Origin of the sequence: Pseudomonas folii, from assembly GCF_014357575.1 — a bacterium.
Lineage (GTDB): Bacteria > Pseudomonadota > Gammaproteobacteria > Pseudomonadales > Pseudomonadaceae > Aquipseudomonas > Aquipseudomonas folii.
In genome coordinates this window covers 1-23799 of sequence record NZ_JACONW010000044.1, presented here as the reverse complement: position 1 = coordinate 23799, position 23799 = coordinate 1, and the positions used below count along the sequence as shown (strand labels likewise).

Genomic DNA, 23799 nt, shown 5'->3' with positions numbered 1-23799 from the left:
GACCGCTCATTGAAGCCAAAATGTGACAACGATGGCGATTTTTTGAAACATATAGTTACAACTTAGGGCGGAACTTTTCGATTTTTTTTGTGACCTGGGGCCCGGAACGTTGATTTAGACGCGTCAATGACCGTTGACTTCAAAGGCCGCAATTAATTTGACGCCGGTTGGAGGGAGTTTTTAGAGCTACCGCCAGTCATGGCCGACAAGCGAATCAGCAGATCGTGAATCGAAATGCGACCTGGAGACTGGAATGTATTCTGGTAGGAGCTGCCCCGGTGTTCACACCACGCTGTTGCGAAGCATCATGGACACTGTAGGAGCGCACGAGCACCGCGAGGCCGCGATAGCGGTGTGTCAGGCAGTACGCCATCGCTGCCTCGCGGTGCTCGTAAGCTCCTACAAAAAACCATTCCAGACCAGGTGGTTACAGTTTGCTTGATGAGAGCGAACTTGTTCGCGAGGCGTTTTTGGAGTGGTCCACCCCTTCTACCGCCTCGCCAACAAGTTGCCTCCTACCGGGATTTGGAATCCTTAAGGCAGACCGTAAGCGACGTCAAAACCAACAAAACGCAGACGCAAAAAAGCCCGATTTGAGCACAAGGCTTAAATCAGGCTTTTTTGTGAAGATGGTCGGGGTAAGGGGATTCGAACTCCTGACATCCTGCTCCCAAAGCAGGCGCGCTACCGGACTGCGCTATACCCCGGGTGAAACTTTTTAAAGACGCCTCAACAAGCCGTCTGCGATTTGATGCGAATGGCATCAGATCTATAAGATTCGGCCCCGGCATTGCTGCTGAGGCCAAAAATGGTGGGTCGTGTGGGATTCGAACCTACGACCAATTGGTTAAAAGCCAACTGCTCTACCAACTGAGCTAACGACCCAAAAATGGTCGGGGTAAGGGGATTCGAACTCCTGACATCCTGCTCCCAAAGCAGGCGCGCTACCGGACTGCGCTATACCCCGATACAGCTACATTTTGAAATCTGGCTCCACGACCTGGACTCGAACCAGGGACCCAGTGATTAACAGTCACTTGCTCTACCAACTGAGCTATCGCGGAACGTATCGATTTCAGATGCAACTTTTTACAACTTACTGCTCTGAACTAACGCGCTGTTAACTTGTTAATTCAGCCTCTTCGATGTGTTTGCATCGCTGCGTTCACGTCTCTGAGGCGCGCTATTCTACAATTTTAAAAAGAGGTGTCAACCCCTTAAATTGCTTTTAAGACAATGATTTGCGATTTTTTTTCAGATGGCCTTTCGGCCCTCGCAAATCCATCCATAAGCAGCGTCAGGCTCGCCCGCGATAACACATCGCTGACGAGCCTGAACTGCAAACCCCATCAGTTGAAGACGATTTCGTCGTCAACCACTGTGCCGGTGACGCTGGAGCCCGGCATGAAACCGCCCGACAGAATCAACTGCGCCAGCGGGTTCTCGATCCAGCGCTGGATCGCACGCTTGAGCGGACGAGCACCGTAAACCGGGTCGTAACCCACCGCGATGAGTTTATCCATCGCTTCAGGGCTCAGCTCCAGTTTCAGTTCGCGCTCGGTCAGACGGCTGCGCAGGCGAGCCAGCTGAATATCCGTAATGCCGGCAATCTGGTCGCGGGCCAGAGGTTCGAAGATCACCACTTCGTCGATACGGTTCAGGAACTCCGGCCGGAAGTGATTGCTGACAGCGTCCATCACCGCCGCGCGCTGTGCTTCGCGATCCCCCGAAAGCTCGATGATCTGCGCCGAGCCCAGGTTGGAGGTCATCACGATCACGGTATTGCGGAAATCCACCGTGCGACCGTGGCTGTCGGTCAGGCGGCCGTCTTCCAGCACTTGCAGCAAGATGTTGAAGACGTCCGGGTGCGCCTTCTCCACCTCGTCCAGCAAGATCACGGAGTACGGCTTGCGACGGACCGCCTCGGTGAGATAACCGCCCTCTTCATAACCGACATAGCCTGGTGGTGCACCAATCAGTCGAGCCACGGAATGCTTCTCCATGAACTCGGACATGTCGATTCGCACCATCGCCTCTTCGGTGTCGAACAGGAACTCCGCCAGCGCCTTGCACAGCTCGGTCTTACCGACACCGGTTGGGCCGAGGAACATGAACGAACCGCTTGGGCGATTTGGATCAGACAAACCGGCACGAGAACGACGTACCGCGTTGGAAACCGCAATTACCGCTTCGTCCTGACCGATAACGCGCTGGTGCAGCAGGCTCTCCATACGCAGGAGTTTGTCGCGCTCCCCTTCGAGCATCTTCGACACGGGAATCCCAGTCCATTTGGAGACGACTTCGGCAATCTCCTCCTCTGTCACCTTACTGCGCAGCAATTGATTCTCAGGTTTGCCGTGCTGGTCGACCATTTGCAGACTGCGTTCCAGGTCCGGAATGATCCCGTACTGCAATTCAGCCATGCGGTTCAGGTCACCACGGCGACGAGCCGCTTCCAGCTCCTGACGCGACTGTTCGATCTTTTGCTGGATCTGCGCAGAACCGGTGACTTCGGCTTTTTCCGACGTCCAGATTTCTTCGAGGTCAGCGTATTCACGGTCCAGGCGGACGATTTCTTCCTGAAGTTTTTCCAGACGCTTGATCGCAGCCTCGTCGTCTTCTTTCTTCAGTGCCTGGGATTCAACCTTCAACTGGATCAAGCGACGCTCAAGACGGTCGAGCACTTCCGGCTTGGAGTCGATTTCCATACGAATACGGCTGGCCGCTTCGTCGATCAGGTCGATGGCCTTGTCGGGCAACTGCCTATCGGTGATATAGCGGTGGCTCAATTTGGCCGCCGCAATGATCGCGCCGTCAGTGATCGCGACTTTGTGGTGAACCTCGTAGCGTTCCTTCAAGCCACGCAAGATCGCGATGGTGTCTTCTTCACTCGGCTCATCCACCAACACTTTCTGGAAGCGCCGCTCAAGGGCCGCGTCCTTCTCTATATATTGGCGGTACTCGTTGAGCGTGGTCGCGCCGACACAATGCAGCTCGCCACGCGCCAACGCAGGCTTGAGCATGTTGCCTGCATCCATGGAGCCTTCGCCCTTACCGGCGCCGACCATGGTGTGCAGCTCGTCGATGAACAGGATGATCTGGCCGTCCTGTTTGGAAAGCTCATTGAGCAGCGATTTCAGGCGCTCCTCGAACTCACCCCGGAACTTGGCCCCGGCGATCAGCGAGCCCATGTCCAGAGACAGCAAACGCTTGCCTTTGAGGCCATCCGGCACTTCACCATTAATGATGCGCTGAGCAAGACCCTCCGCGATGGCGGTTTTACCCACACCAGGTTCGCCGATCAGAACCGGGTTGTTCTTGGTCCGGCGCTGCAGCACCTGAATGGTCCGACGGATTTCGTCGTCACGGCCGATCACCGGATCGAGCTTGCCTTCTTCGGCACGCTTGGTCAGGTCGACGGTGTATTTATCCAGTGCCTGGCGCGACTCTTCGACATTAGGGTCGTTGACTGCAGAGCCGCCGCGCAGATTGCTGATGGCATTCTCCAGCGCCTTCTTGCTGACGCCTTGGCCGAGCAGCAATTTGCCCAACTTGCTGTTTTCGTCCATGGCCGCCAGCAAGACCAACTCGCTGGAGATGAACTGGTCGCCCTTCTGCTGCGCCAGACGATCTGCCTGATTCAGCAGACGAGCCAGATCCTGGGACATATTCACGTCGCCTGTCGGGTTCTGGATTTTCGGCAGTTGGTCGAGCTCTTTGCTCAATTCTTTGCGCAGACTGTTGATGTCGAAGCCCACTTGCAGCAGCAGTGGCTTGATGGTGCCGCCCTGCTGATCAAGCAACGCCTGCATCAGGTGCGCAGACTCAATGGCCGGATGGTCTAGACCTACCGCCAGGGATTGGGAATCAGATAACGCCAATTGCAACTTGCTGGTCAATCTATCGATACGCATTAGTCACCTTCCTATATAAGCAGGCCGGAGCAAATAAACACACCTATGAAAAAAACCTGCTGGATGCCCAAGTACATGCGGGCGTTTGCGTGAGATTCAAGCTGAATTTAATTGACGCAGATCAGCAATGCAGTGGGACATCTAAACGATAGCCTCATGAATGAGATCATGCACGGACCCTGCTGGTAGGAGCGAACTTGTTCGCGAAACTGGGCGGCAGGCGATGTTTATCTATCGCCTGTACCCTTTCTCGCGAACAAGTTCGCTCTCATCAAGCAAATTGCAACCATCTGATTTGGAATACTTTTCTGTAGGAGCTCACGAGCACCGTGAGGCAGCGATGGCGTCCTGTCTGATACACCGCCATCGCGGCCTCGCGTTGCTCGTGCGCTCCTACAGATCCAATGTTTGCTGCGCGACAGCGCGTTGTCAGGGACATCGGGGCAACTCCTACCTGACTGGATCGATCCAGATCAGTGACGCAAAGCGGCCGTTGCGAGCGTTTTGGCGGTAGGAATAGAAGCGAGGATCAGTGAAGGTATCGAAGCCACCGCCATAAACGGCAGTGATCCCGCGGGCTGCCAATCGCAAGCGAGCGAGGGCATAGATGTCGGCCATGAACCGGCCAGGATTTTTGCTGGGTATAAACGCGGCGTCGGTTTGCGGATGCGTGCCTATAAAGGCTTCGCGAACTTCCGCCCCCACTTCAAAGGACGGCTGGCCGATGGCTGGACCAAGCCAGACCAGAACTTCATCGGGCGCAACTTGCAGACTATCGGCAGCAGCCTCCAGCACACCGGCTGCCAATCCGCGCCACCCGGCATGAGCCGCGGCCACGCGAGTACCGGCCCGATCACAGAAAAGAGCAGGCAGGCAATCGGCGGTCATGATGGTGCAGGCAATGCCCGGCTTGTCGGTCCAACTGGCATCAGCCTCGACCACTTGGCGAGGGTCAGCCTCAGCCACCACCACACCATGCACTTGCTTGAGCCAGGCAGCCTGAATCTTCAGCTCCGAGGTCAGACGCAGGCGATTGGCAGCGACAGCCTGCGGATCGTCACCCACATGGTCACCCAGATTGAAACTGTCGAACGGCGCCAGACTGACGCCGCCGCTACGGGTTGTGACGCAGGACTTGATTCCCGCAGGCGCGGGCCAGTCAGGAATCAGCCAGTCACTCACCCGATGAACGCCTCGCGATCCTGCTTGAGCAGCGACAGTAACCAGACAAAATCGTCAGGCAGCGGCGATTCCCAGCTCATGCGCTTACCGGTGGTCGGATGATCCAGCTCCAGGAAACGCGCATGCAACGCCTGACGCGGGAAGGTTTTCAACGAATCAACCATGGTCGCACTGGCAGCAGGCGGAATACGGAAACGACCACCGTAAGCCTGATCACCCACCAACGGATAGTTGATGTGCGCCATATGCACACGAATCTGGTGGGTACGGCCGGTTTCCAGCTTGACCCGCACATGGGTGTGGGAACGGAAACGCTCAAGCACACGGTAGTGACTCACCGCCTGCTTGCCGCCTTCCATCACCGCCATGCGCTGGCGTTGCTGACCGTGACGGCCAATAGGCGCGTCGATCTTGCCACCGGCAGTAACGACACCGATCACGATGCATTCATAGATGCGGCTCACGGTACGGCTTTGCAGTTGGGTAACGAGCTGGGTCTGCGCCTGAATCGTCTTGGCGACCACCATCAGACCGGTGGTGTCCTTGTCGAGACGGTGCACGATACCGGCGCGCGGCACATTGATAATGTCCGGCACATGGTGCAGCAGAGCATTGAGCAGCGTGCCATCGGCGTGACCGGCAGCGGGATGCACCACCAGACCGGCAGGCTTGTTAATGACCAGGATCTGATCGTCTTCATAGACGATATCGAGTTCGATGTCCTGAGCGAGCCATTCTCCCTGGGCCTCCTGCTCTGCAATCAATTGCAGAACAGCACCACCGTGTACGATGTCACGGGGGCGCAAGACGCCTCCGTCAACCGTCAAACGGCCGTCCTTGATCCAGGCAGAAAGGCGCGAGCGAGAGTGCTCAGCGAATAATTGTGCGGCGACTTGATCGAGGCGTTGACCGCCCAAATCGGACGGCACCTCTGCGCGAAGTTCTATATTTTCGGACATGGCCAGACTAGGTGGCGGCTAGCCTTTGGTTTCGGCAGCGCGCTTGTGGTTAAATACGGCGTCTTTTGCCCCGGGGGTTCCGCGGGGTGCTCATCATAACAGGACGGTCACGCCCAAGACAGCGACCGTTATAGGGACGCAAGCCGCCATGCAAGTGAAACACCTGCTGCTGATAGCCATCCTCGCACTCACCGCTGCCTGCTCGTCGAAGGAAGTGATTGACGAAAACCTGAGCGAAGTCGAGCTGTACCAGCAGGCGCAGGCCGACCTGGGTAACAACAGCTATTCGACAGCTACTGAAAAGCTCAAGGCGCTGGAGTCGCGTTATCCATTCGGTCGCTATGCTGATCAGGCACAGCTCGAACTGATTTATGCGAACTACAAGAACGGTGAGCCGGAAGCTGCGAAGTCTGCTGCCGAACGCTTCATCCGTCTGCACCCGCAGCACCCGAACGTTGACTACGCCTACTACATGAAGGGCCTGACCTCGTTCGACCAGGACGTTGGCCTGCTGGCGCGCTTCCTGCCGCTGGACCAGACCAAACGTGACCCGGGTGCCGCTCGTGACTCATTCAACGAGTTCGCGCAACTGACCAGCCGCTACCCGAACAGCCGCTATTCGCCGGATGCCAAGCAGCGCATGATTTATCTGCGCAACCTGCTGGCCTCTTACGAAATTCACGTTGCCGACTACTACCTGACTCGTCAGGCCTATGTCGCTGCCGCCAACCGCGGGCGTTACGTGATCGAAAACTTCCAGGAAACCCCATCCGTGGGTGACGGCCTGGCCGTGATGGTAGAGTCCTATCAGCGTCTGCACCTGGACGATCTGGCGGCTACCAGCCTGGAAGTGCTCAAGGCCAACTACCCGAACCATCCACAACTGGTTGACGGTCAGTTCGTACCGCGTGAAGCCGAAGCGGACAACCGCTCATGGCTGTCCAAGGCAACCTTGGGCCTGATCGAAAGCAATCCGCCGCTGCCGCCGGGTGAAACCCGCGCCAACCAGGACGTGATCAAGCAGTACGAAGACGCCAAGCAAGCCATCCCGCGTGAGCTGCTTCCGGAAAACCAGGAAGAGCTCGACGAGCAGGAACGCGAAGCGAAAGGCGAAAAAGACCGCTCGTGGTTCAGCTACATGACGTTTGGTGTGTTCGACTGATACCAGCGTGTACAAAAAAGAGGCCTGCGGGCCTCTTTTTTTTGCCTCGGATTACCCGCTTCTGCAGGCGGTAAAACATACCTGCAGAAGCGCGAGAGCACCGCGAGGCCGCGATAGCGTACTGCCTGACTCACCAATACCGCGCAACAACCACAGTTCAGGACGTGGGACCGGCTTTAGCCGGGAAGGCGGTCTTTCTGACGGTCAGTTTTTCTTGGCTCTACCGACCTCTTCCCGGCTAAAGCCGGTCCCACGTCGAGGGAGAGCACCGTTACATCCGCTTCATCCCCTGCGCCAGGAACATAGCCATCCCGTCTAAAGCCCGTCCTACAGGCTGAACCTATTCCAATAGCCTCTGCTTCGCTACACTGCAAAATCTCCAATCACTAAGCTGGAAATCATGATTCGCTTACTTATGTGGGTCGCGCTGATCGCGGCGGTTGTGTGGTTCGTCAAGCGTCTGCTCAACCCGCCGACCCCACGTCGCAAAGCTCCGCCTCCCGAAGGCGTGGCAGCACCCATGGTCCGCTGCGCTCAATGCGGTGTGCATTTGCCTCAGGACCGTGCCCTCAATCAGGGGCAGCAATGGTATTGCAGCGAGGCACATCGTCTGGAAGGCCCGGCGACTCGTGATCGCTGAGTTGCGCCCTCTGATGCAGGAGTGAGCGTTTTAGCGAGGCGTTGTGCCTGACACGCCGCCTCGCGACCAAGCTCACTCCTACAGCAGCCCCGCAACCCTACCGCTCAGCGCATAGGGTGCCGCATCAATCAGCGGCTCACGCCCAACCAGCAGATCCGCCAGCAATTGACAGGACGCAGGCGCCAACACCAGGCCGTTACGGTAATGGCCACAGTTGAGCCATAGGCCTTCAAAGCCCTGCACTGGACCAATATAGGGAATACCTTCAGGCGAGCCCGGACGCAGGCCAGCCCAGTGCCCCACCACTTGAGCATCCGCCAACGCGGGAAGCAGCTCCACCGCAGAAGCCTTGAGGCTTTCCAGCGCCACATCGGTTGGGGTCTTGTCGAATCCCTCGTGCTCCAGGGTACTGCCCACCAGAATATGCCCGTCACGCCGAGGGATCGCATATCGCCCCTTGGCCAGCACCATACTCGGTAGAAAATCCGCAGCGCACTTGTACAGAATCATTTGGCCTTTGACCGGCTCGACCGGCAGTTCAAGGCCAAGGGTCTTGAGCAACTCACCGCTCCAGGCACCTGCAGTGAGAACCACCTGATCGCCCAAAATATCTCCGGACGACGTGCTCACGCCCACCACCCGCTCACCGTTACGGACAAATCCCGTCACGGCACAGTGCTCGTGAAGGGTGACGTTGGGTAACGCCAATAGCGCCGCTTTCAGGGATTTGACCAGCCTGGGATTGCGCACGTTGGCGACGTTGGTCATGTAGATCGCACGCTCATAACCCTCGCCCAGTACGGGCACAGCGTCGTGAACCGCCGATATATCCACAGCGCTGAGCGGTCGCGCCTCTCGGGCAGCCCATCCCAGCGCCTGCTGCTCGTCGTCCAGATCCAGCCAGTACAAACCGGTGGTGTGCACTTCGGGATCGATCCCGGTCTGTGCAAACAGGCGCTCGGCCAGCTGCGGATAGAAATCCTGCGACCAGTGCGCCAGCGCCGTCACTGCGGTGACGTAGCGCCAGGGATAGAGCGGGGAAACAATGCCGCCGCCCGCCCATGATGCTTCTTGCCCTACTCCGGCACGGTCCAGAAGGATGACCTGATCAACTTCGGATGCGAGGTTGAACGCGGTCAACAAACCGATCACACCACCGCCAACAATCACAACCTGCTGCCTGGACATCTTGTACTCGTTCAAAGAATTGGGGGATCAGCGGCCCCAGCAATCCTTGCTCGCAAGACCCGTTGAGTTACTGATAGCGCCGGTATTGGTAATGATGAAATTACCGCATTTGTCACCGTTCATCATCGAGCCGGCGATTGGGGTCGCGGTCAGGGTAAAAGCCTGGGGATCCCGCTTCGGATCAATTGTGTAATAAGCGTTACCCTGTGAAAGCACCAGGTTCACGGCCGCATTCCCTCCTGCCGCCGCTACGTTAGAGTACTGACCATTGCGGGAATAGAAGCGCTCCAGCGCTTGGACCTGCTCATTCAACAAACTCGCAATTTCCGCCCTGTGGGTACGCCTCACGTATTCCGTGTAACTGGGATACGCAATGGCCGCCAGAATACCCACAATCGCTACGACAATCATGAGTTCGATCAAAGTAAAACCTGTTGATCTGCTTCGCATACACCGTATTCCTTACTGTATTTGCCGCCACATGATGCGTTGGTTCACAGAGCCGCCTTTCTCTTGCAAATTGATACCTTGGTTACTACTCGAGTCAACCAGATACTTGGTGTCATCTTTGCCAGTAGGACTCGACACAACTGCCACCAGATTCGGGATGCCCGTACCGTTACGGATGCCGCTAACACGAATATCATTCGCATCAATATTTCCATCACCATTAGTATCAAGAACCTGATAATTGAGCATGCCGCCCTTGGCAGCATCCAGCTCAAACAGACGCCCAGTGCCGGTACTTTCACACGGGTCACTGGAGTTCACCGCTGCCGTAGTGAAGATGATCCGCCCACGGCTGGTTTGTGCGGAGTAAATGATCCGCTCCCCGATGTAAGGCTCCGTTGTGGACAAGGTCATGTACCAGCCTTTTTTGAGTGTCCAGTCCACATCGTTGTTGGACGTGGTGTAGTAGGTCGCACCATTTCCTGTGATGGTGCCAGTAATCGTTTGCGGCTGCAGATTACCCTGCACGTATCCACCGGTAGCGCCATCGGCGTCCCAGACAGCGTAAAAAGCTTGCTGGCTATTAGTCGTTTTGTCAGAGGTTTCACTGAACTTGCCAGTACCGAAATAAACCATTTTGCCGTTGGTAGGATGATCCAACAGCAGTGGCTGCACGATGATGGGTTGCGGCGTGCTGTCAGGTGCGATGGCAGTGAACAGTGGCTTATTATTGAACGCCACGCCCCAACCGTTAGCAGATGTGCTGCTCATGTCGAATTTCCACAGGCGTCCTTTTAAATCCCCGGCGTAAGCCGCCTGTACAACATTTTGCGCATTGACGCGAAGCTTGACCGAGGACAGACCGTTATCTGCCAATTTGGCCGACGCTGGTATAGGGATTTCTCTGATCAGGGCTCCGGTATTGGCGTTGAGGACGAACAACGAAGCGTCCCCGGTAAAGCTGCCATATCCATTGCCTAACACCACAATGCTTGTGCCATCGGCCATACGCGCTACGTCAGGCTTGGAATAGGCATAGCCGAGATTGTTGAAAGGGTTCGCTGGTGAGGATGTGTCGGGTGCCTTCACCTCCCAGAGTGCCTGGATTGAGTTATCACTGCCTTCAAACAGTTTGATCGCGAAAAACGCCTTGCCGCCCGCGCCAGTTCCACCAAACGCTACGGTACGCCACGAGGTTCCTGCCTGCGTGTCAAAGACTGAAATCTGACCGTCTACAGTGAACTTGTGGGAGCCAGAGCCGTACGTTGCAGAGGCGATTGTCGCTAGCGAAGCCAATGAGGTAGAAGGCATATACGCATAACGACGCACGCCGGTGTCAGGGTTGATGACGTTGAAGAACCCGTCGTTTGCATTGACCAGCAGATTGTAATTCATATTTGACGCTTTGGTTGTCAGGTACGCCGAGTAGCTCGTATTACCCGCCAAATCTGCTGATGTTTTGTCGGTCGGCAATGCGGTGGTCAAAGGCGAATTAATGACGTCGCCGAGTAAAATCGTCCGGGCCCTTAATCTTGCATTGGCGGTACCTTTGCTCCAGTTCACCAGTTGCGCGCCAGTGACCCCGGTAGGCAAGGTGGTGTCGAATGCCGTTTTTTGCGCACCGGTCAGATTGTTGTAGTCGAGGGCAATTCTGCTTCCTGACACCGTGTTCCAGGATTCAAAAAACGGGCCGGGAGATGAGCTGGTAATGAGGCTATCCGTGCTCCACACCGTAGTGCTCAAGGCACCCGTTGTCGCGTTAAGGTTGAACGCTTTAATCGTGCCGTGCCAATCTTTGGGGTCGTACAGCGTCTGATAAAAGCGCGTACCGTTGCTCAGCGTAGACGAGTTGGTCGCACCGCCGCCGCCTGATCCAGCCTTGGCATAGATGTCGCTCAAAGCCAGATTCAATGCAGCAGTCAAACCCGCACTGTCACCCGTCTGGAAATACTTGCCGCGACCATGACTGTCATCGGCGGCATCAATCAGCATCTGATCCGATGACGTTGTAAAGCCGATGGTGTAGGTACTCAAGTTCTGTTTGTTAAAGCCAGTGTTGTCCCAACTTTTCCCTGCCAAATCGGACCCATCTGCTGCTTTACGCATATCAATGTCGTAAGCAAACCTCGCGAGATCGTCGAGATATAACGTATCCCCTTCCGCATCCCCCCCAGTACCAGGACTGGTTACTGGTCTAAGGCCGTCGTTGGCGACCAAATCCCAATTGGGCAAAGATCGGGAGCTATCGGCAACGTCATCCGGATCATTCGCAGGAAATGTACGGTCATACGTGGGCAAACCATCGGTAATAACCACTCCGTAATTCTTCTGGCACCGGTACTGAACAGGGCTGGTGTAGGTCGTCTGTGCGCTGGGGTAATACGAAGTCATCCCGCGAAAATAGCGGGTTATCTCATAGTAGGTTTCAGCCAGTGGCGTATTGGCGGTCGGCGTCAGCGCTGCAATAGCATTCTTCAGATTAGTGATATTGGTATTGGCTTGCGCCTGACTAACACCATTCGGCTGATAAACTGTTGCTGTTACCGGTGAGAGGTCAGTGATCACCCTGGAAATGCGACCTCCAGGGCCGAGGTCGCCGCCCGTGATGGGCTCATTGAACTGCGCCAGTCCGATCCGCAACGATGTGTTATTGGTCACCAGATTGGTTGCGACGGTTTTGGCCACATTCATCCGGTAGTCGTTGGGGATGCTGCCGTTGGTGTAATCCTTGTAATACACAGTCACCAGACCAATAATGCCGAGGACCGATACCCTGGTAGGCTGCACGGAATCTATCAACCAGGACAAATAGTTGGCTGTGTAACGAGTGCGCCCGTTACCTGCTGGATCCGGCAAATCCAGACAATAGGTAGTGCCACTGCGGCGAATTGGCACTCCTCCTAGTATGCAATTCAGCGAAATCCCGAGGATGACGCCGCGACTGTTGATATCTCCCAGAGTTAACGTCTCATCTCCGGAAATGGTGGTCTCGAAGGGACATATAACGATAACCCCAAGGGCATCCACGCACTGAGTTGAAAAATAACTGACGTCCGTACGATTCACCCGGGGATCAAAGGCCGACGACCAGATAATGTTGTACATACTTCCTGAGTTATCAACCAACAGCATCACGTTCGGCGCCACTGCGGAAGAACTCAGCAGTGGAACCTGCGCGGGAGTAAACGCATAAGCGGGGGCGGTCAGATACAACGCTAGTAATGCACCGTAAACAGACTTCAGCAGACGGCTCGGCAACTTAGCAAATAGCATAAATGCTCTCCAATACCGTTCTAGATACGCCTTGAAGAACGCTCGCCGTCACGCGATAAAGTGTAACTGAGCGCCCAACTACACAATTTTGTGGCTGATTCATTGGCGAAAACGTGGTGCCAATGTTCTGGATAACATAGAAGCCACCCGCTTCCGCGACCCAAGGGACCCCAGCAGAGCTATTGCCCACTTGTGTGACAGTGGTTGAATCAGTTGGAGGTGCGCAAGTCGTGTCACTCGTGCAAGCCACCAAGCTAAACGTCGGGGTCAAAATGGCAGATTCGCCGACTCGAAGTATTGCTTCTGCGGTCTGAAAGGACTTATTACGCACCGAAACGCTGCCCGCCATTTTTTCCTGCAGGGTAGCGTTCTGCATCGACGATACGCCGATTAAAGTCAACAACAGCAAAAAGACCAGGCTGACAAGCAGCACCATACCTTTCTGCTGAGTGGGAAATCCTGCTGAGACAACCCGCGATTTTTTCTTCATGGCAACTCTCATCAGAACCGGTTACGCAAAGCGGCAACGACGTTGTAGGTTTGGTTGCGAACTTTGCCTGTAGGATCAGATAACGTCAGCGTCAAGCGCACGCTGCGAATATTGGATGCCAAGGCGGGTGTATTGATAACCCCGGTGTAGGACATCGGCGCTCCGGCTATACCAAAGTCGACGGTGAATCTACTTACATTGCTTAGCAGCGGTTGCGCTGAATCGCCACCATTGCCGACCTTCACTTTCAGGTCGCTTCCACTCAGGATGTAAGTGATTTTACGAATAGGGAATCTGATTTCTCCAACCCCAGCTGCCCGTTGGCCGCTATAGAGCCGGGCGAATGTTCTGCAATTCGAAATAATAGTCCAGGTCGGCGCGCCGCCCGATACGCCCACGTCCGCACTGATCAGAGTTAGCGTGTTGGTGGCGTTATCCCAAATAATTGGATTATCAAGGTCGGTCGGTTTTGCAATTGCTGGGGCGACGGCAGGCGTATCAAAACCCAGACAGCCATACATTCCGGTCATACGGATTTCCTGCACTAACTTGCTGAGAGCAAAACGCGCATCTTCCTGCATGCGTGCCGCAGCGTCCTGTGACTGATACGTGCCCTTGGAGGCAATGAATATCTGAACGATCCCCATGCTCACGATCAGGCCCAAGACCATTGCAACCATGATCTCAATCAGACCAAAGCCTCGGACGCCCGTGTTCATGGCGCCACCGTATTGTTGAGACCAATTTGCGAACTCAACTCAAATTGTTGCGGATTGGTCGTACCTGGCGTTTTGCCCAGCGAGTTGTCACTTGCTGCTGCAGCACGGGTGTCATCCCATGTGATAGTGATCTTTACTAAGGGCTTGTTAATCTCAATCTTGCTATTAGCGCCTGCTGCTCCCGCGAAGTTAGTGATATTGGTACTAAAGTCGGCCAGATCCTGGGAGACCGCATTATTCATGTTGCCTGCGGGTGCCGCTGCCAGTGAGGCCAAGGCATAGCTGGCCAGAACGTTAGAACCATTATTCACCGCATTGCCGTCAACATTAGCCCGAATACGATCCATCATGTCGTAGGCAATGAAGCTGGCCTGGCTGGTCATCGCCGAGCTGTCGGTGTACCTCAGGGCGTTCAATTGAATGGCCGCCGCGCCCAACAGGCCGATGCCCAATATCAACACCGACACCAACACCTCGATCAGCGTCATGCCAACCTGACGGCTCTTTCGTCCCTTACCCATTGCAATTCCCACTCGAAACAATTCGACCGTTCAAGCATACATACACCGTCTTGGTGATCGCTGTGCCTAGTGTGTAAGTCATTGCAACCGCCGTGGCCGGGGCCGAAAGGCCGCCGAGGTTATTGAACTCGATCAGGGTGACATTCGGGACCGCAAGTGCAGCGCCGCTACTCATTGGAGCCGTTACACGTAACGCAGCGTCGCTCGTCACATTGGATGACAGCACCACTTTGAGCGCGGTATTCCAGCCGGCACCATCGACGTTGGGCCGCACCTGAACATTCACTCCACGGTTTATCGCCTCAAGCCGGGCAAAGTTGAGCGCGCGCTGCAAATCACTGACTTCGGTATCAGCCTTTGAACTCTGTATCGAGCTATTGAAACTGGGAATAGCGATAACCGCGAGTATCCCGACCAACGACACAGTGATTAACAATTCGACGAGGGTGAACCCCTTGGATCGCTGGGTCATTGAGTGTCTCCTAGACGTTACGACTATAGGACAGCATCCCCGGCTGAAACTGTAAACAAGGATGTACGGTAGTTTGACAGGGACGAATGCCCGCATGGCATTCAAATGAGAATTTCCATGGAGGGAAACGTATGAAACAGGCAGGCTTCACGATCATTGAGCTGGCAGTGACGATGCTGGTCATTGGGATAGTTGTCACCCTCACCGCTCCGGCTTTCAGTGAGTTCCTGATGAGCCAGCGCCGCATTGATGCCGCGCAACAACTGGCCAGCGGGATACGCACAGCACGTACGGAAGCGATTTTACGAAGTCAGCTGGTGGTGATTCGAGCGATTGATGAGGATTGGAGCAAGGGTTGGCAGATCGTTGTGGACCCGAAAGGCAGTGAAGATGATCTGGTGCTGACGGAGCGCGCTCGAAGCGGGAAAGTGCCGATTTTTGGAAATATTCATTTCGTCAGGCAAATTCGATTTAACGCGCTGGGTGTTCCAGCAGGCAATGGCTTTGTTGCAGGAAGATTGTTCATCTGCGATGCGAAAGAAGCCGTAAGCCACCACGCGGTGGTGATGGCCAGAACCGGCAGGGTACAAATTGAGAGCGAAACGAAGCCAGAAGAGCTTTGCGGTTAAGTCATCTGAATCGGGAGGTTGCCGCTTCACGCTGGCCTTGCAGCCCCCTGCCCGCAACGCATTTTCTGTAGGAGCTCACGAGCACCGCGAGGCAGCGATGGCGGTCTGTCTGATACACCGCTATCGCGGCCTCGCGGTGCTCGTGCGCTCCTACAGGTCCGTAATTCGCCGCGTTACAACAACGACTTGACCCGCAACTCCTTGGGCATCGAGAAGGTCACGTTCTCTTCGCGGCCAGCCAGCTCGTCAGCGCCGGTCGCGCCCCAGGCGTGCAGTTGCTGAATCACGCCACGCACCAGCACTTCCGGCGCCGAGGCGCCTGCGGTAATGCCGATCCGCTGAACGCCATCGAACCAGCCGCGCTGCATGTCTTCGGCTCCGTCGATCAGGTAAGCCGGGGTTGCCATGCGCTCCGCCAGCTCGCGAAGACGATTGGAGTTGGAACTGTTCGGACTGCCGACCACCAGGACAACGTCACACTCATCAGCCAGTTGCTTGACCGCATCCTGACGGTTTTGCGTGGCGTAGCAGATGTCGTCCTTGCGCGGCCCGCCAATCGCCGGGAAACGTGTGCGCAAGGCATCGATAACGCGGCTGGTATCGTCCATGGACAAGGTCGTCTGAGTCACGAACGCCAGGGATTCCGGATTGCGCACCTGCAATTTGGCGACGTCATTCTCATCCTCGACCAGGTAGATCGCGCCGCCATTACTGGCGTCGTACTGGCCCATGGTGCCTTCAACTTCAGGGTGACCATGATGGCCGATCAGGATGCATTCGCGACCGTCACGGCTGTAACGCGCCACTTCGATGTGAACCTTGGTCACCAGCGGACACGTTGCATCGAACACTTTCAGGCCACGACCCGACGCTTCAGTACGCACGGCTTGCGAAACGCCATGGGCGCTGAAAATCACGATCACGTCGTCAGGGACTTGATCCAGCTCTTCGACGAAGATCGCGCCACGAGCGCGCAGGTCTTCGACAACGAATTTGTTATGAACCACTTCATGGCGCACATAGATCGGCGGGCCAAACACTTCCAGAGCGCGATTGACAATTTCGATCGCACGATCCACTCCAGCGCAGAAGCCGCGGGGGTTGGCGAGTTTGATTTGCATGGGGTGCCTCGTGTCTACGTGCGAAACAGCCCGGCCAAAGCCGGGCTCAGGTTCAAGCTTGATTAAAGCGCTTTGACCTCGAAGATTTCCACTTCGAAACTCAGAGTCTTGCCCGCCAGCGGATGGTTGAAGTCGATGGTCACTTGCGCGTCATCGAACGCCTTCACCACGCCCGGCAGCTCAGTATTGGCCGCATCATTGAAGATCACCAGCAAACCTTCCGACAGCTCCATGTCCTGGAACTGCGAACGCGGGATGATCTGGACGTTTTGCGGGTTCGGCTGACCAAAGGCATTTTCCGGCAGAACCTGCACGGTGCGCTTGTCTCCAGCCTTGAAGCCGAACAGCGCCGCTTCAAAACCAGGCAGCAGGTTGCCATCACCCACCTTGAACGTGGCCGGGGCCTTGTCAAAGGTGCTGTCGACTGTCTCGCCGTTCTCCAGGCGCAAAGCAAAATGCAGAGTGACTTCCGTGTTCTGACCGATGCGTTGCTCGGTCAATAACTGTTCAGTCATTAACGGTTTCTCCGGTTTTTTTGCTCTTGAACATGTCCAGCGCCAGCATGATCGCACCAACAGTAATTGCGCTGTCAGCGATATTGAATGCCGGGAAGCCGTGCTCTTTCCAATGAACAAAAATGAAATCGATGACGTGACCGATAGCGACACGATCGTACAAGTTGCCGAGCGCGCCGCCCAGTATCAATGCCAGGGCAATGGCCAGCCAGGTGTCATCCCGTCCCAGACGCTTGAGCCAGACCACCAGCACCACGCTGACCACGATAGCGATCAGCGCGAACAGCCAGCGCTGCCAGCCTGAGCTGTCGGCCAGAAAGCTGAAGGCCGCGCCGGTGTTGTAAGCAAGCATCCAGCTGAAGTAATCCGGGATGATCACGATTTGCTCGTACAGCTCCAGGCGATGCTCGAAGTAATACTTGGTGGCCTGATCCAGGACCAGAACCAACAGGCTCAACCAGAGCCAGGCCAAACGTCCATAACCTGTATTAGGCATAGTGACGAACCTCGCCTGCACCGCTGATATTGTCTACGCAACGGCCGCAGATTTCAGGATGCTCAGGGTTCACACCCACGTCAGCGCGGTGATGCCAGCAACGGGCGCACTTCGCATGACCGGACTTGACCACCTTGAGCTTCAGACCCGCCACTTCGGTCACAACTGCATCAGCTGGAGCATCGAACAACGGCGCGACGCTGGCCGTGGAGGTGATCAGTACAAAGCGCAGCTCGTTGCTGAGTTTCGACAGGTCGGCGACCAGTGCGTCTTCAGCATACAGAGTGACTTCGGCCTGCAGGTTGCCGCCAATCGCCTTGGCCGCACGCAGGTTTTCCATCTCTTTGTTGACCGCGACCTTCACCGCCATGATCCGCTCCCAATAGGCGCGGTCCAGTTCGAAGTCAGCCGGCATTTCGCTCAGCCCTTGGTACCAGGTGTTAAGCATGACCGATTCGTTACGCTCGCCCGGCAGGAACTGCCACAGCTCGTCGGCCGTGAATGCCAGGATCGGCGCGATCCAGCGCACCAGCGCTTCGGAGATATGGAACAGCGCGGTCTGGCAGGACCGACGTGCAGTGCTGTCCGCGGCCGTGGTGTATTGGCGGTCCTTGATGATGTCCAGATAGAACCCACCCAACTCCTGCACGCAGAAGTTGTGGATCTTGGAGTACACGTTCCAGAAACGGTATTCGCCGTAATGCTCTTCCAGCTCGCGTTGCAACAGCAAGGCACGGTCTACCGCCCAGCGATCCAGCGCCAGCATTTCTTCCGGCGGCAGGATATCGGTAGCCGGATTGAAACCGCTCAGGTTAGAGAGCAGGAAACGGGCAGTGTTGCGGATACGGCGGTAGGCGTCAGCGCTGCGTTGCAGAATCTGATCGGAAACAGCCATTTCGCCAGAGTAGTCGGTCGCCGACACCCACAGACGCATGATGTCTGCGCCCAGCGAATCGTTGACCTTCTGCGGCGCCACAACGTTGTTCAGCGACTTGGACATCTTGCGACCGTTTTCGTCGACGACAAAACCATGGGTCAGCAATTCGCGGTAAGGCGCGTGGTCGTCCAGCATGCAGCCGGTCAACAGCGACGAATGGAACCAGCCGCGGTGTTGGTCGGAACCTTCAAGGTACAGGTCGGCGCGTGGCCCGGTCTCATGACCCATCGGGTGTGAACCGCGCAGCACGTGCCAATGCGTAGTACCGGAGTCGAACCAGACGTCCAGCGTGTCGGAAATCTTGTCGTACTTCGATGCTTCGTCACCCAGCAGCTCGGCGGCGTCCAGCTTGAACCAGGCTTCGATGCCTTCTTTCTCGACGCGTTGGGCGACTTCTTCCATCAGCTCAACGGTACGCGGATGCAGATCACCGCTTTCCTTGTGCAGGAAGAACGGGATCGGCACGCCCCAGTTACGCTGACGCGAGATGCACCAGTCAGGACGGTTGGCGATCATCGAGTGCAGGCGCGCCTGACCCCATGCCGGAACGAACTGAGTGTCTTCGATAGCCTTGACCGCGCGCTCACGCAGGGTGTCGCCGGATTCAGGCTGTTTGTCCATGCCCACAAACCACTGCGCGGTAGCGCGGTAGATCAGCGGCGATTTGTGACGCCAGCAGTGCATGTAGCTGTGGGTGATGACCTCGGTATCCATCAGGCTGCCGACTTCGGCCAGCTTGTCGATGATCGCCTGGTTGGCCTTGAAGATGAACTGACCGCCGAAGAACTCCAGCGAATCCACATAGACACCGTTGCTCTGCACCGGGCTGATGATGTCATCGTTGGTCAGGCCATAACTTTTGCTGATCACGAAGTCATCGACGCCATAAGCAGGCGAGCAGTGAACGACGCCAGTGCCAGCGCCCAGCTCGACGTAGTCAGCCAGATAGACTGGCGACAGGCGGTCGTAGAACGGGTGGCGGAAGTTGATCAGTTCCAGCGCAGCACCGGTCGCAGTGGCGATAACCGAGCCTTCCAGCTTGTAACGGGCCAGGCAGCTTTCAACCAGCTCAGCGGCCAGCACCAGCAGCCTGTCGCCAACATCAACCAGCGCGTATTCAAACTCGGGGTGAACGTTCAGCGCCTGGTTGGCCGGGATGGTCCACGGGGTGGTGGTCCAGATCACGATGGCGGCAGGTTTGCTCAATGCATCCAGGCCGAACGCCTGGGCCAGCTTCGCGTCATCCGCGATCGGGAAAGCCACGTCGATGGTCGAGGACTTTTTGTCCTGATATTCGACTTCTGCTTCAGCCAGAGCCGAGCCACAGTCGAAACACCAGTTCACGGGCTTGAGGCCCTTGAACACGAAGCCACCTTTGACCATTTCCGCCAGCGCCCGGATTTCCCCGGCTTCGTTGGTGAAGTTCATGGTCAGGTAAGGATTGCTCCAGTCGCCCAGAACACCCAGGCGAATGAACTCGGATTTTTGCCCTTCAATCTGCTCGGAAGCATAAGCGCGGCACAGCTCGCGAGTCTTGTCCGCAGACAGATTCTTGCCGTGAGTCACTTCAACCTTGTGCTCGATCGGCAGACCGTGGCAGTCCCAACCCGGAACATAAGGCGCGTCGAAACCCGAAAGCGTTTTCGAGCGCAGGATCATGTCCTTGAGAATCTTGTTAACGGCGTGACCGATGTGAATAGAGCCGTTGGCGTAAGGAGGACCGTCGTGCAGAACGAACTTCGGACGATCCTTGCCAATTTCGCGCAGCTTCTGGTACAGGCCAATGCTGTCCCAGCGCTGCAGAGTTTGCGGCTCGCGCTGGGGCAGGCCGGCCTTCATTGGGAAGGCGGTGTCCGGAAGGTTTAGCGTGGCTTTGTAGTCGGTCATTTCAGGCTCTTGATTAGCGGTTAGCCATGCCAATGGGCACGGGCGGCGGCGACGTCCGCATTGATTGCCGTCTTGAGCGCCTCCAGGGAGGCGAAACGCTGCTCATCACGCAGCTTATGGTGGAAAGCCACCGTCAAACGCCGGTCGTAAAGGTCACCGGCAAAATCCAGAAGATGTACTTCAAGGTGGGCACTGCCATCACCTGCCACGGTCGGACGCACGCCAATATTGGCGACGCCCGGCCAGGTCTTGCCATCAATGCTTGCACTGACCAGATAAACCCCGGTCAGCGGCACACGACGCCGTTTGAGCTGCACGTTGGCGGTGGGAGTGCCCAACTGCCGAGCCAGCTTCTGGCCATGCAGGATACGTCCGGTAATCCGGAACGGTCGCCCGAGCATGCGCTCGGCCAGGGCGAAATCCGCCACGGCCAGGGCATTACGCACCTTGGTACTGCTGACGCGAACGCCATCGATTTCGACGGTCTGCGCCGCCTCAACCGTAAAGCCACGGGCATCGCCCGCTTGTTGCAGGAAGTCGAAGTCGCCCATTCGGTCGCAACCGAAACGGAAATCATCGCCTACCTCAAGATGTTGTATGCCGAGCCCGTCGATCAATATCGTATCGACAAATTCTGCCGCGCTGAGCTTACTAAAGCGCTGGTTGAACGCCAGACACAACACCCGATCAACGCCCTCGGCCTCCAGCAGCTCCAGCTTGTCACGCAAGCGTGCGAGACGGGCCGGAGCAGTGGCCGGAGCAAAGAACTCACGCGGCTGCGGCTCGAAAATCACCACACAGCTGGGCACGCCCAACTCGACCGCACGTTCACGCAAGCGAGCCAGGATAGCCTGGTGGCCCCGGTGAACACCGTCAAAGTTGCCAATGGTGGCGACGCAGCCCCGATGCTGGGGGCGCAGATTATGGAGGCCTCGAACCAGCTGCATAACGCACTTCTTGCTCATAAAGTGGCCGATTATAACCACACACAGCCCCGGACGACAGGAACACGCCAAGGCAAAACAACAGTCATCGCTCCACGACGGGAAAAAACGACGACTACCCGTTACAACTATTGCTCACAGTACTGCGCTACGGGCGAAATCCTTGAGGCGAAAACCCAACAGCAACAGGGTCGCGAAATAAGCCACAACCCCAGCCGCCACCAGCCCGCCGAGACGAATGAAGCGTTCAAGCATTTGCCCGTCGCTCCAGGCCGGCATCACATGCATCAGACCGAGCAGCACGCCAGACATCACCCCAACCGCCAGACACAACTTGAGCAGAAACCTCGCCCAACCCGGCTGCGGCTGAAACAGATCCTGCTTGCGCAACTGCCAGAACAACAGCAGCGCGTTGATGCAAGCGCCAACACTGATCGCCAGGGCCAGCCCGGCATGCTGCAGCGGTACGATAAAAACCAGGTTAAGCAGTTGGGTCACAATAAGGGTGAAAATCGCGATTTTCACCGGGGTGCGAATATTTTGTTGAGCGTAAAAGCCCGGCGCGAGCACTTTAATCACAATGATGCCCAGTAACCCCACCGAGTAAGCGATGAGCGCCCGCTGGGTCATGGCAGCATCGACGGCGTCGAATTTACCGTATTGAAACAGGGAAACGGTTAACGGTTCAGCCAGAATCCCCAGCGCGAGCGTGCACGGCAGGACCAGCACAAAACACAGGCGCAGACCCCAGTCGAGAATCCGCGAATATTCCTGACGATCCTTGCTGGCATAGGTTTTCGACAGGATTGGCAGCAGAATCGTACCCAGCGCCACACCCAGCACACCGGACGGCAACTCCATCAAACGGTCGGCGTAGTACATCCAGGACACTGAACCAGCCACAAGGAACGAGGCAAATATCGTATTGATAATCAGAGAAATCTGACTGACCGAGACGCCAAGGATGGCAGGCAGCATCTGCTTCATTACCCGCCACACGCCCGTGTCATGCAGATTCAGACGCGGCAGTACCAGCATGCCGATCTTTTTCAGGTGCGGCAGCTGATAGAGCAACTGCAACAGGCCGCCGACCAGAACCGCCCAGCCCAGCGCCATTACAGGCGGGTCAAAATAAGGCGTGAGGAACAAGGCGAAGAAAATCATGCTGACGTTCAGTAGCGTTGGCACAAACGCCGGGACCGAAAAGCGGTTCCAGGTATTAAGAATCGCACCTGCCAGCGACGACAGGGAAATCAGCAATATATAAGGAAAGGTCACTCGCAGCAGATCAGACGTCAGCGCGAATTTTTCCGGAGTATCGACAAAGCCCGGCGCAGTGGCCCAGATCACCCAAGGCGCAGCGATTACCCCAAGTAGAGTGACCAGCGCCAGAACCAGTGTCAGGAGCCCTGTGACGTAAGCGACAAAGGTGCGTGTCGCCTCCTCGCCTTGCTGGCTTTTATATTCCGCCAGGATTGGCACAAAAGCCTGAGAGAATGCGCCTTCAGCGAAAATCCGGCGCAGCAGATTGGGCAATTTAAAGGCAATAAAGAACGCATCCGTCGCCATTCCTGCGCCAAATGTGCGCGCAATGATAGTGTCTCGAACAAAGCCCAACACCCGGGAAAGCATGGTGATAGAGCTGACGGCAGCCAACGATTTGAGTAGGTTCATTGAAGAATTTAGCGCCTTGGCTAAAGGACCAGGCGATAAACCTGTCCATTTATGCGATACTCCGCGCCGCAAAAGCACAGAGGCAAAGCCGGCGAGTTTACAGGTCGTGCACCGGAAATAAATATCCCGGTTGAACATAGCGACCACTCGGCGGAACCGATCACCACCCCTTGACAATCAATCCAGTCATCGGCATGATTCGCGGCCTATTTTGTAAGCTATTCCCTAAAAAGTCTTTCGAGGAGCTCGACGGTGGCCAACACACCTTCCGCCAAAAAACGTGCAAAACAGGCTGAGAAGCGTCGCAGCCACAACGCCAGCCTGCGTTCCATGGTTCGTACCTACATCAAGAATGTAGTTAAAGCCATCGACGCAAAAGACGCTGAAAAAGCACAAGCTGCTTATGTTCTGGCCGTGCCAGTTATCGACCGTATGGCCGATAAAGGCATCATCCACAAGAACAAAGCTGCTCGTCATAAAAGCCGCCTGAACGGTCACATCAAAGACCTGAGCGTTGCTGCTGCAGCCTAAGCGATAAGCTTAAGCCGTAAAAAAACCGACCCAAGGGTCGGTTTTTTGTTGTCTGCAATTTGATGAATTACAGTAACCCGGTAGGAGCGAACTTG

General features: G+C 56.2%; 20 protein-coding genes and 4 tRNA genes. 4 read left to right on the top strand and 20 right to left on the bottom strand.

The window, feature by feature from the left end; genetic code table 11:
• Window positions 1–630: 630 nt before the first annotated feature.
• From H8S59_RS11675 to rluD, 7 genes are all read right to left on the bottom strand, one after another.
• Window positions 631–707, bottom strand: a tRNA-Pro gene (locus tag H8S59_RS11675).
• 102 nt (window positions 708–809) lie between these two features.
• A tRNA-Lys gene (locus H8S59_RS11670) sits at window positions 810–885 on the bottom strand.
• A 5-nt stretch (window positions 886–890) separates the two neighbouring features.
• A tRNA-Pro gene (locus tag H8S59_RS11665) sits at window positions 891–967 on the bottom strand.
• Window positions 968–988: 21 nt separating this feature from the next.
• A tRNA-Asn gene (locus tag H8S59_RS11660) sits at window positions 989–1064 on the bottom strand.
• A gap of 285 nt (window positions 1065–1349) precedes the next feature.
• Window positions 1350–3914, bottom strand: coding sequence for an ATP-dependent chaperone ClpB (gene clpB, locus H8S59_RS11655; RefSeq protein ID WP_187521496.1), 2565 nt, complete (start codon window positions 3912–3914; stop codon window positions 1350–1352).
• 450 nt (window positions 3915–4364) lie between these two features.
• The gene (gene pgeF / locus H8S59_RS11650; protein WP_187521495.1) at window positions 4365–5096 is read right to left on the bottom strand and encodes a peptidoglycan editing factor PgeF; all 732 of its coding nucleotides are present in this window, start codon (window positions 5094–5096) and stop codon (window positions 4365–4367) included.
• Window positions 5093–6055, bottom strand: coding sequence for a 23S rRNA pseudouridine(1911/1915/1917) synthase RluD (gene rluD / locus H8S59_RS11645; protein WP_095096734.1), 963 nt, complete (start codon window positions 6053–6055; stop codon window positions 5093–5095). Before rluD ends, pgeF begins: the two co-directional genes overlap by 4 nt.
• Before the next feature lie 148 nt (window positions 6056–6203).
• Here rluD and H8S59_RS11640 point away from each other — a divergent pair, with 148 nt between their 5' ends.
• Window positions 6204–7217, top strand: a complete 1014-nt coding sequence (locus tag H8S59_RS11640) for an outer membrane protein assembly factor BamD (protein ID WP_095096736.1) — start codon at window positions 6204–6206, stop codon at window positions 7215–7217.
• A gap of 400 nt (window positions 7218–7617) precedes the next feature.
• Window positions 7618–7857 (top strand): PP0621 family protein, encoded by a 240-nt coding sequence (locus H8S59_RS11635; protein ID WP_281391296.1) that lies wholly within the window; start codon window positions 7618–7620, stop codon window positions 7855–7857.
• 78 nt (window positions 7858–7935) lie between these two features.
• Here H8S59_RS11635 and thiO read toward each other — a convergent pair whose 3' ends face one another.
• From thiO to H8S59_RS11600, 7 genes are read right to left on the bottom strand one after another with little or no spacing between them, the layout of a single operon-like run.
• Window positions 7936–9045 (bottom strand): glycine oxidase ThiO, encoded by a 1110-nt coding sequence (gene thiO / locus H8S59_RS11630; protein ID WP_187521494.1) that lies wholly within the window; start codon window positions 9043–9045, stop codon window positions 7936–7938.
• 27 nt (window positions 9046–9072) lie between these two features.
• Entirely contained in the window at window positions 9073–9495 is a 423-nt protein-coding gene (locus tag H8S59_RS11625; protein ID WP_122807588.1) for a type IV pilin protein, read from the bottom strand.
• 12 nt (window positions 9496–9507) lie between these two features.
• Window positions 9508–12768, bottom strand: a complete 3261-nt coding sequence (locus H8S59_RS11620; protein ID WP_187521493.1) for a pilus assembly protein — start codon at window positions 12766–12768, stop codon at window positions 9508–9510.
• Complete coding sequence (locus H8S59_RS11615; protein WP_246475243.1) at window positions 12755–13258, bottom strand: pilus assembly PilX family protein; 504 nt, start codon at window positions 13256–13258, stop codon at window positions 12755–12757. Before H8S59_RS11615 ends, H8S59_RS11620 begins: the two co-directional genes overlap by 14 nt.
• Before the next feature lie 11 nt (window positions 13259–13269).
• On the bottom strand, window positions 13270–13977 hold the full coding sequence (locus H8S59_RS11610) for a PilW family protein (RefSeq protein ID WP_187521492.1): 708 nt from the start codon (window positions 13975–13977) through the stop codon (window positions 13270–13272).
• Window positions 13974–14498, bottom strand: coding sequence for a type IV pilus modification protein PilV (gene pilV / locus H8S59_RS11605; protein WP_187521491.1), 525 nt, complete (start codon window positions 14496–14498; stop codon window positions 13974–13976). Before pilV ends, H8S59_RS11610 begins: the two co-directional genes overlap by 4 nt.
• Window positions 14491–14970, bottom strand: coding sequence for a GspH/FimT family pseudopilin (locus H8S59_RS11600; RefSeq protein ID WP_187521490.1), 480 nt, complete (start codon window positions 14968–14970; stop codon window positions 14491–14493). The genes pilV and H8S59_RS11600 overlap by 8 nt, the downstream gene beginning before the upstream one ends.
• A gap of 131 nt (window positions 14971–15101) precedes the next feature.
• Here H8S59_RS11600 and H8S59_RS11595 point away from each other — a divergent pair, with 131 nt between their 5' ends.
• Window positions 15102–15599 (top strand): GspH/FimT family pseudopilin, encoded by a 498-nt coding sequence (locus H8S59_RS11595; RefSeq protein ID WP_187521489.1) that lies wholly within the window; start codon window positions 15102–15104, stop codon window positions 15597–15599.
• Window positions 15600–15772: 173 nt separating this feature from the next.
• On the opposite strand, the gene ispH is transcribed toward H8S59_RS11595, so the two are convergent.
• The 6 genes from ispH to murJ all read right to left on the bottom strand — a co-directional run bounded on the left by ispH (window position 15773) and on the right by murJ (window position 23173).
• Window positions 15773–16720 (bottom strand): 4-hydroxy-3-methylbut-2-enyl diphosphate reductase, encoded by a 948-nt coding sequence (gene ispH, locus H8S59_RS11590; protein WP_095096757.1) that lies wholly within the window; start codon window positions 16718–16720, stop codon window positions 15773–15775.
• Between the two features lie 62 nt (window positions 16721–16782).
• Window positions 16783–17235 (bottom strand): FKBP-type peptidyl-prolyl cis-trans isomerase, encoded by a 453-nt coding sequence (locus tag H8S59_RS11585; protein WP_027899716.1) that lies wholly within the window; start codon window positions 17233–17235, stop codon window positions 16783–16785.
• Window positions 17228–17731, bottom strand: coding sequence for a signal peptidase II (gene lspA / locus H8S59_RS11580; RefSeq protein ID WP_095096760.1), 504 nt, complete (start codon window positions 17729–17731; stop codon window positions 17228–17230). Before lspA ends, H8S59_RS11585 begins: the two co-directional genes overlap by 8 nt.
• Window positions 17724–20555, bottom strand: a complete 2832-nt coding sequence (ileS, locus tag H8S59_RS11575) for an isoleucine--tRNA ligase (RefSeq protein WP_187521488.1) — start codon at window positions 20553–20555, stop codon at window positions 17724–17726. The genes lspA and ileS overlap by 8 nt, the downstream gene beginning before the upstream one ends.
• Window positions 20556–20575: 20 nt before the next feature.
• Window positions 20576–21502 (bottom strand): bifunctional riboflavin kinase/FAD synthetase, encoded by a 927-nt coding sequence (gene ribF / locus H8S59_RS11570; RefSeq protein WP_027899713.1) that lies wholly within the window; start codon window positions 21500–21502, stop codon window positions 20576–20578.
• 132 nt (window positions 21503–21634) lie between these two features.
• Entirely contained in the window at window positions 21635–23173 is a 1539-nt protein-coding gene (gene murJ / locus H8S59_RS11565) for a murein biosynthesis integral membrane protein MurJ (RefSeq protein WP_187521487.1), read from the bottom strand.
• 252 nt (window positions 23174–23425) lie between these two features.
• Between murJ and rpsT the strand changes: the two genes are divergently transcribed.
• Window positions 23426–23704 (top strand): 30S ribosomal protein S20, encoded by a 279-nt coding sequence (rpsT, locus tag H8S59_RS11560; RefSeq protein WP_027899711.1) that lies wholly within the window; start codon window positions 23426–23428, stop codon window positions 23702–23704.
• Window positions 23705–23799 lie beyond the last annotated feature (95 nt).

Bases quoted from the DNA above. Each gene is read 5' to 3' on its own strand.
- H8S59_RS11620 (WP_187521493.1), bottom strand. From the start codon at position 12,768: ATGCTATTTGCTAAGTTGCCGAGCCGTCTGCTGAAGTCTGTTTACGGT.
- pilV (WP_187521491.1), bottom strand. From the start codon at position 14,498: ATGGGTAAGGGACGAAAGAGCCGTCAGGTTGGCATGACGCTGATCGAG.
- H8S59_RS11600 (WP_187521490.1), bottom strand. From the start codon at position 14,970: ATGACCCAGCGATCCAAGGGGTTCACCCTCGTCGAATTGTTAATCACT.
- ispH (WP_095096757.1), bottom strand. From the start codon at position 16,720: ATGCAAATCAAACTCGCCAACCCCCGCGGCTTCTGCGCTGGAGTGGAT.
- murJ (WP_187521487.1), bottom strand. From the start codon at position 23,173: ATGAACCTACTCAAATCGTTGGCTGCCGTCAGCTCTATCACCATGCTT.
- H8S59_RS11585 (WP_027899716.1), bottom strand. From the start codon at position 17,235: ATGACTGAACAGTTATTGACCGAGCAACGCATCGGTCAGAACACGGAA.
- H8S59_RS11615 (WP_246475243.1), bottom strand. From the start codon at position 13,258: ATGAAGAAAAAATCGCGGGTTGTCTCAGCAGGATTTCCCACTCAGCAG.
- lspA (WP_095096760.1), bottom strand. From the start codon at position 17,731: ATGCCTAATACAGGTTATGGACGTTTGGCCTGGCTCTGGTTGAGCCTG.
- thiO (WP_187521494.1), bottom strand. From the start codon at position 9,045: ATGTCCAGGCAGCAGGTTGTGATTGTTGGCGGTGGTGTGATCGGTTTG.
- H8S59_RS11640 (WP_095096736.1), top strand. From the start codon at position 6,204: ATGCAAGTGAAACACCTGCTGCTGATAGCCATCCTCGCACTCACCGCT.
- H8S59_RS11625 (WP_122807588.1), bottom strand. From the start codon at position 9,495: ATGCGAAGCAGATCAACAGGTTTTACTTTGATCGAACTCATGATTGTC.
- H8S59_RS11595 (WP_187521489.1), top strand. From the start codon at position 15,102: ATGAAACAGGCAGGCTTCACGATCATTGAGCTGGCAGTGACGATGCTG.
- H8S59_RS11635 (WP_281391296.1), top strand. From the start codon at position 7,618: ATGATTCGCTTACTTATGTGGGTCGCGCTGATCGCGGCGGTTGTGTGG.
- ribF (WP_027899713.1), bottom strand. From the start codon at position 21,502: ATGCAGCTGGTTCGAGGCCTCCATAATCTGCGCCCCCAGCATCGGGGC.
- ileS (WP_187521488.1), bottom strand. From the start codon at position 20,555: ATGACCGACTACAAAGCCACGCTAAACCTTCCGGACACCGCCTTCCCA.
- rluD (WP_095096734.1), bottom strand. From the start codon at position 6,055: ATGTCCGAAAATATAGAACTTCGCGCAGAGGTGCCGTCCGATTTGGGC.
- H8S59_RS11610 (WP_187521492.1), bottom strand. From the start codon at position 13,977: ATGAACACGGGCGTCCGAGGCTTTGGTCTGATTGAGATCATGGTTGCA.
- clpB (WP_187521496.1), bottom strand. From the start codon at position 3,914: ATGCGTATCGATAGATTGACCAGCAAGTTGCAATTGGCGTTATCTGAT.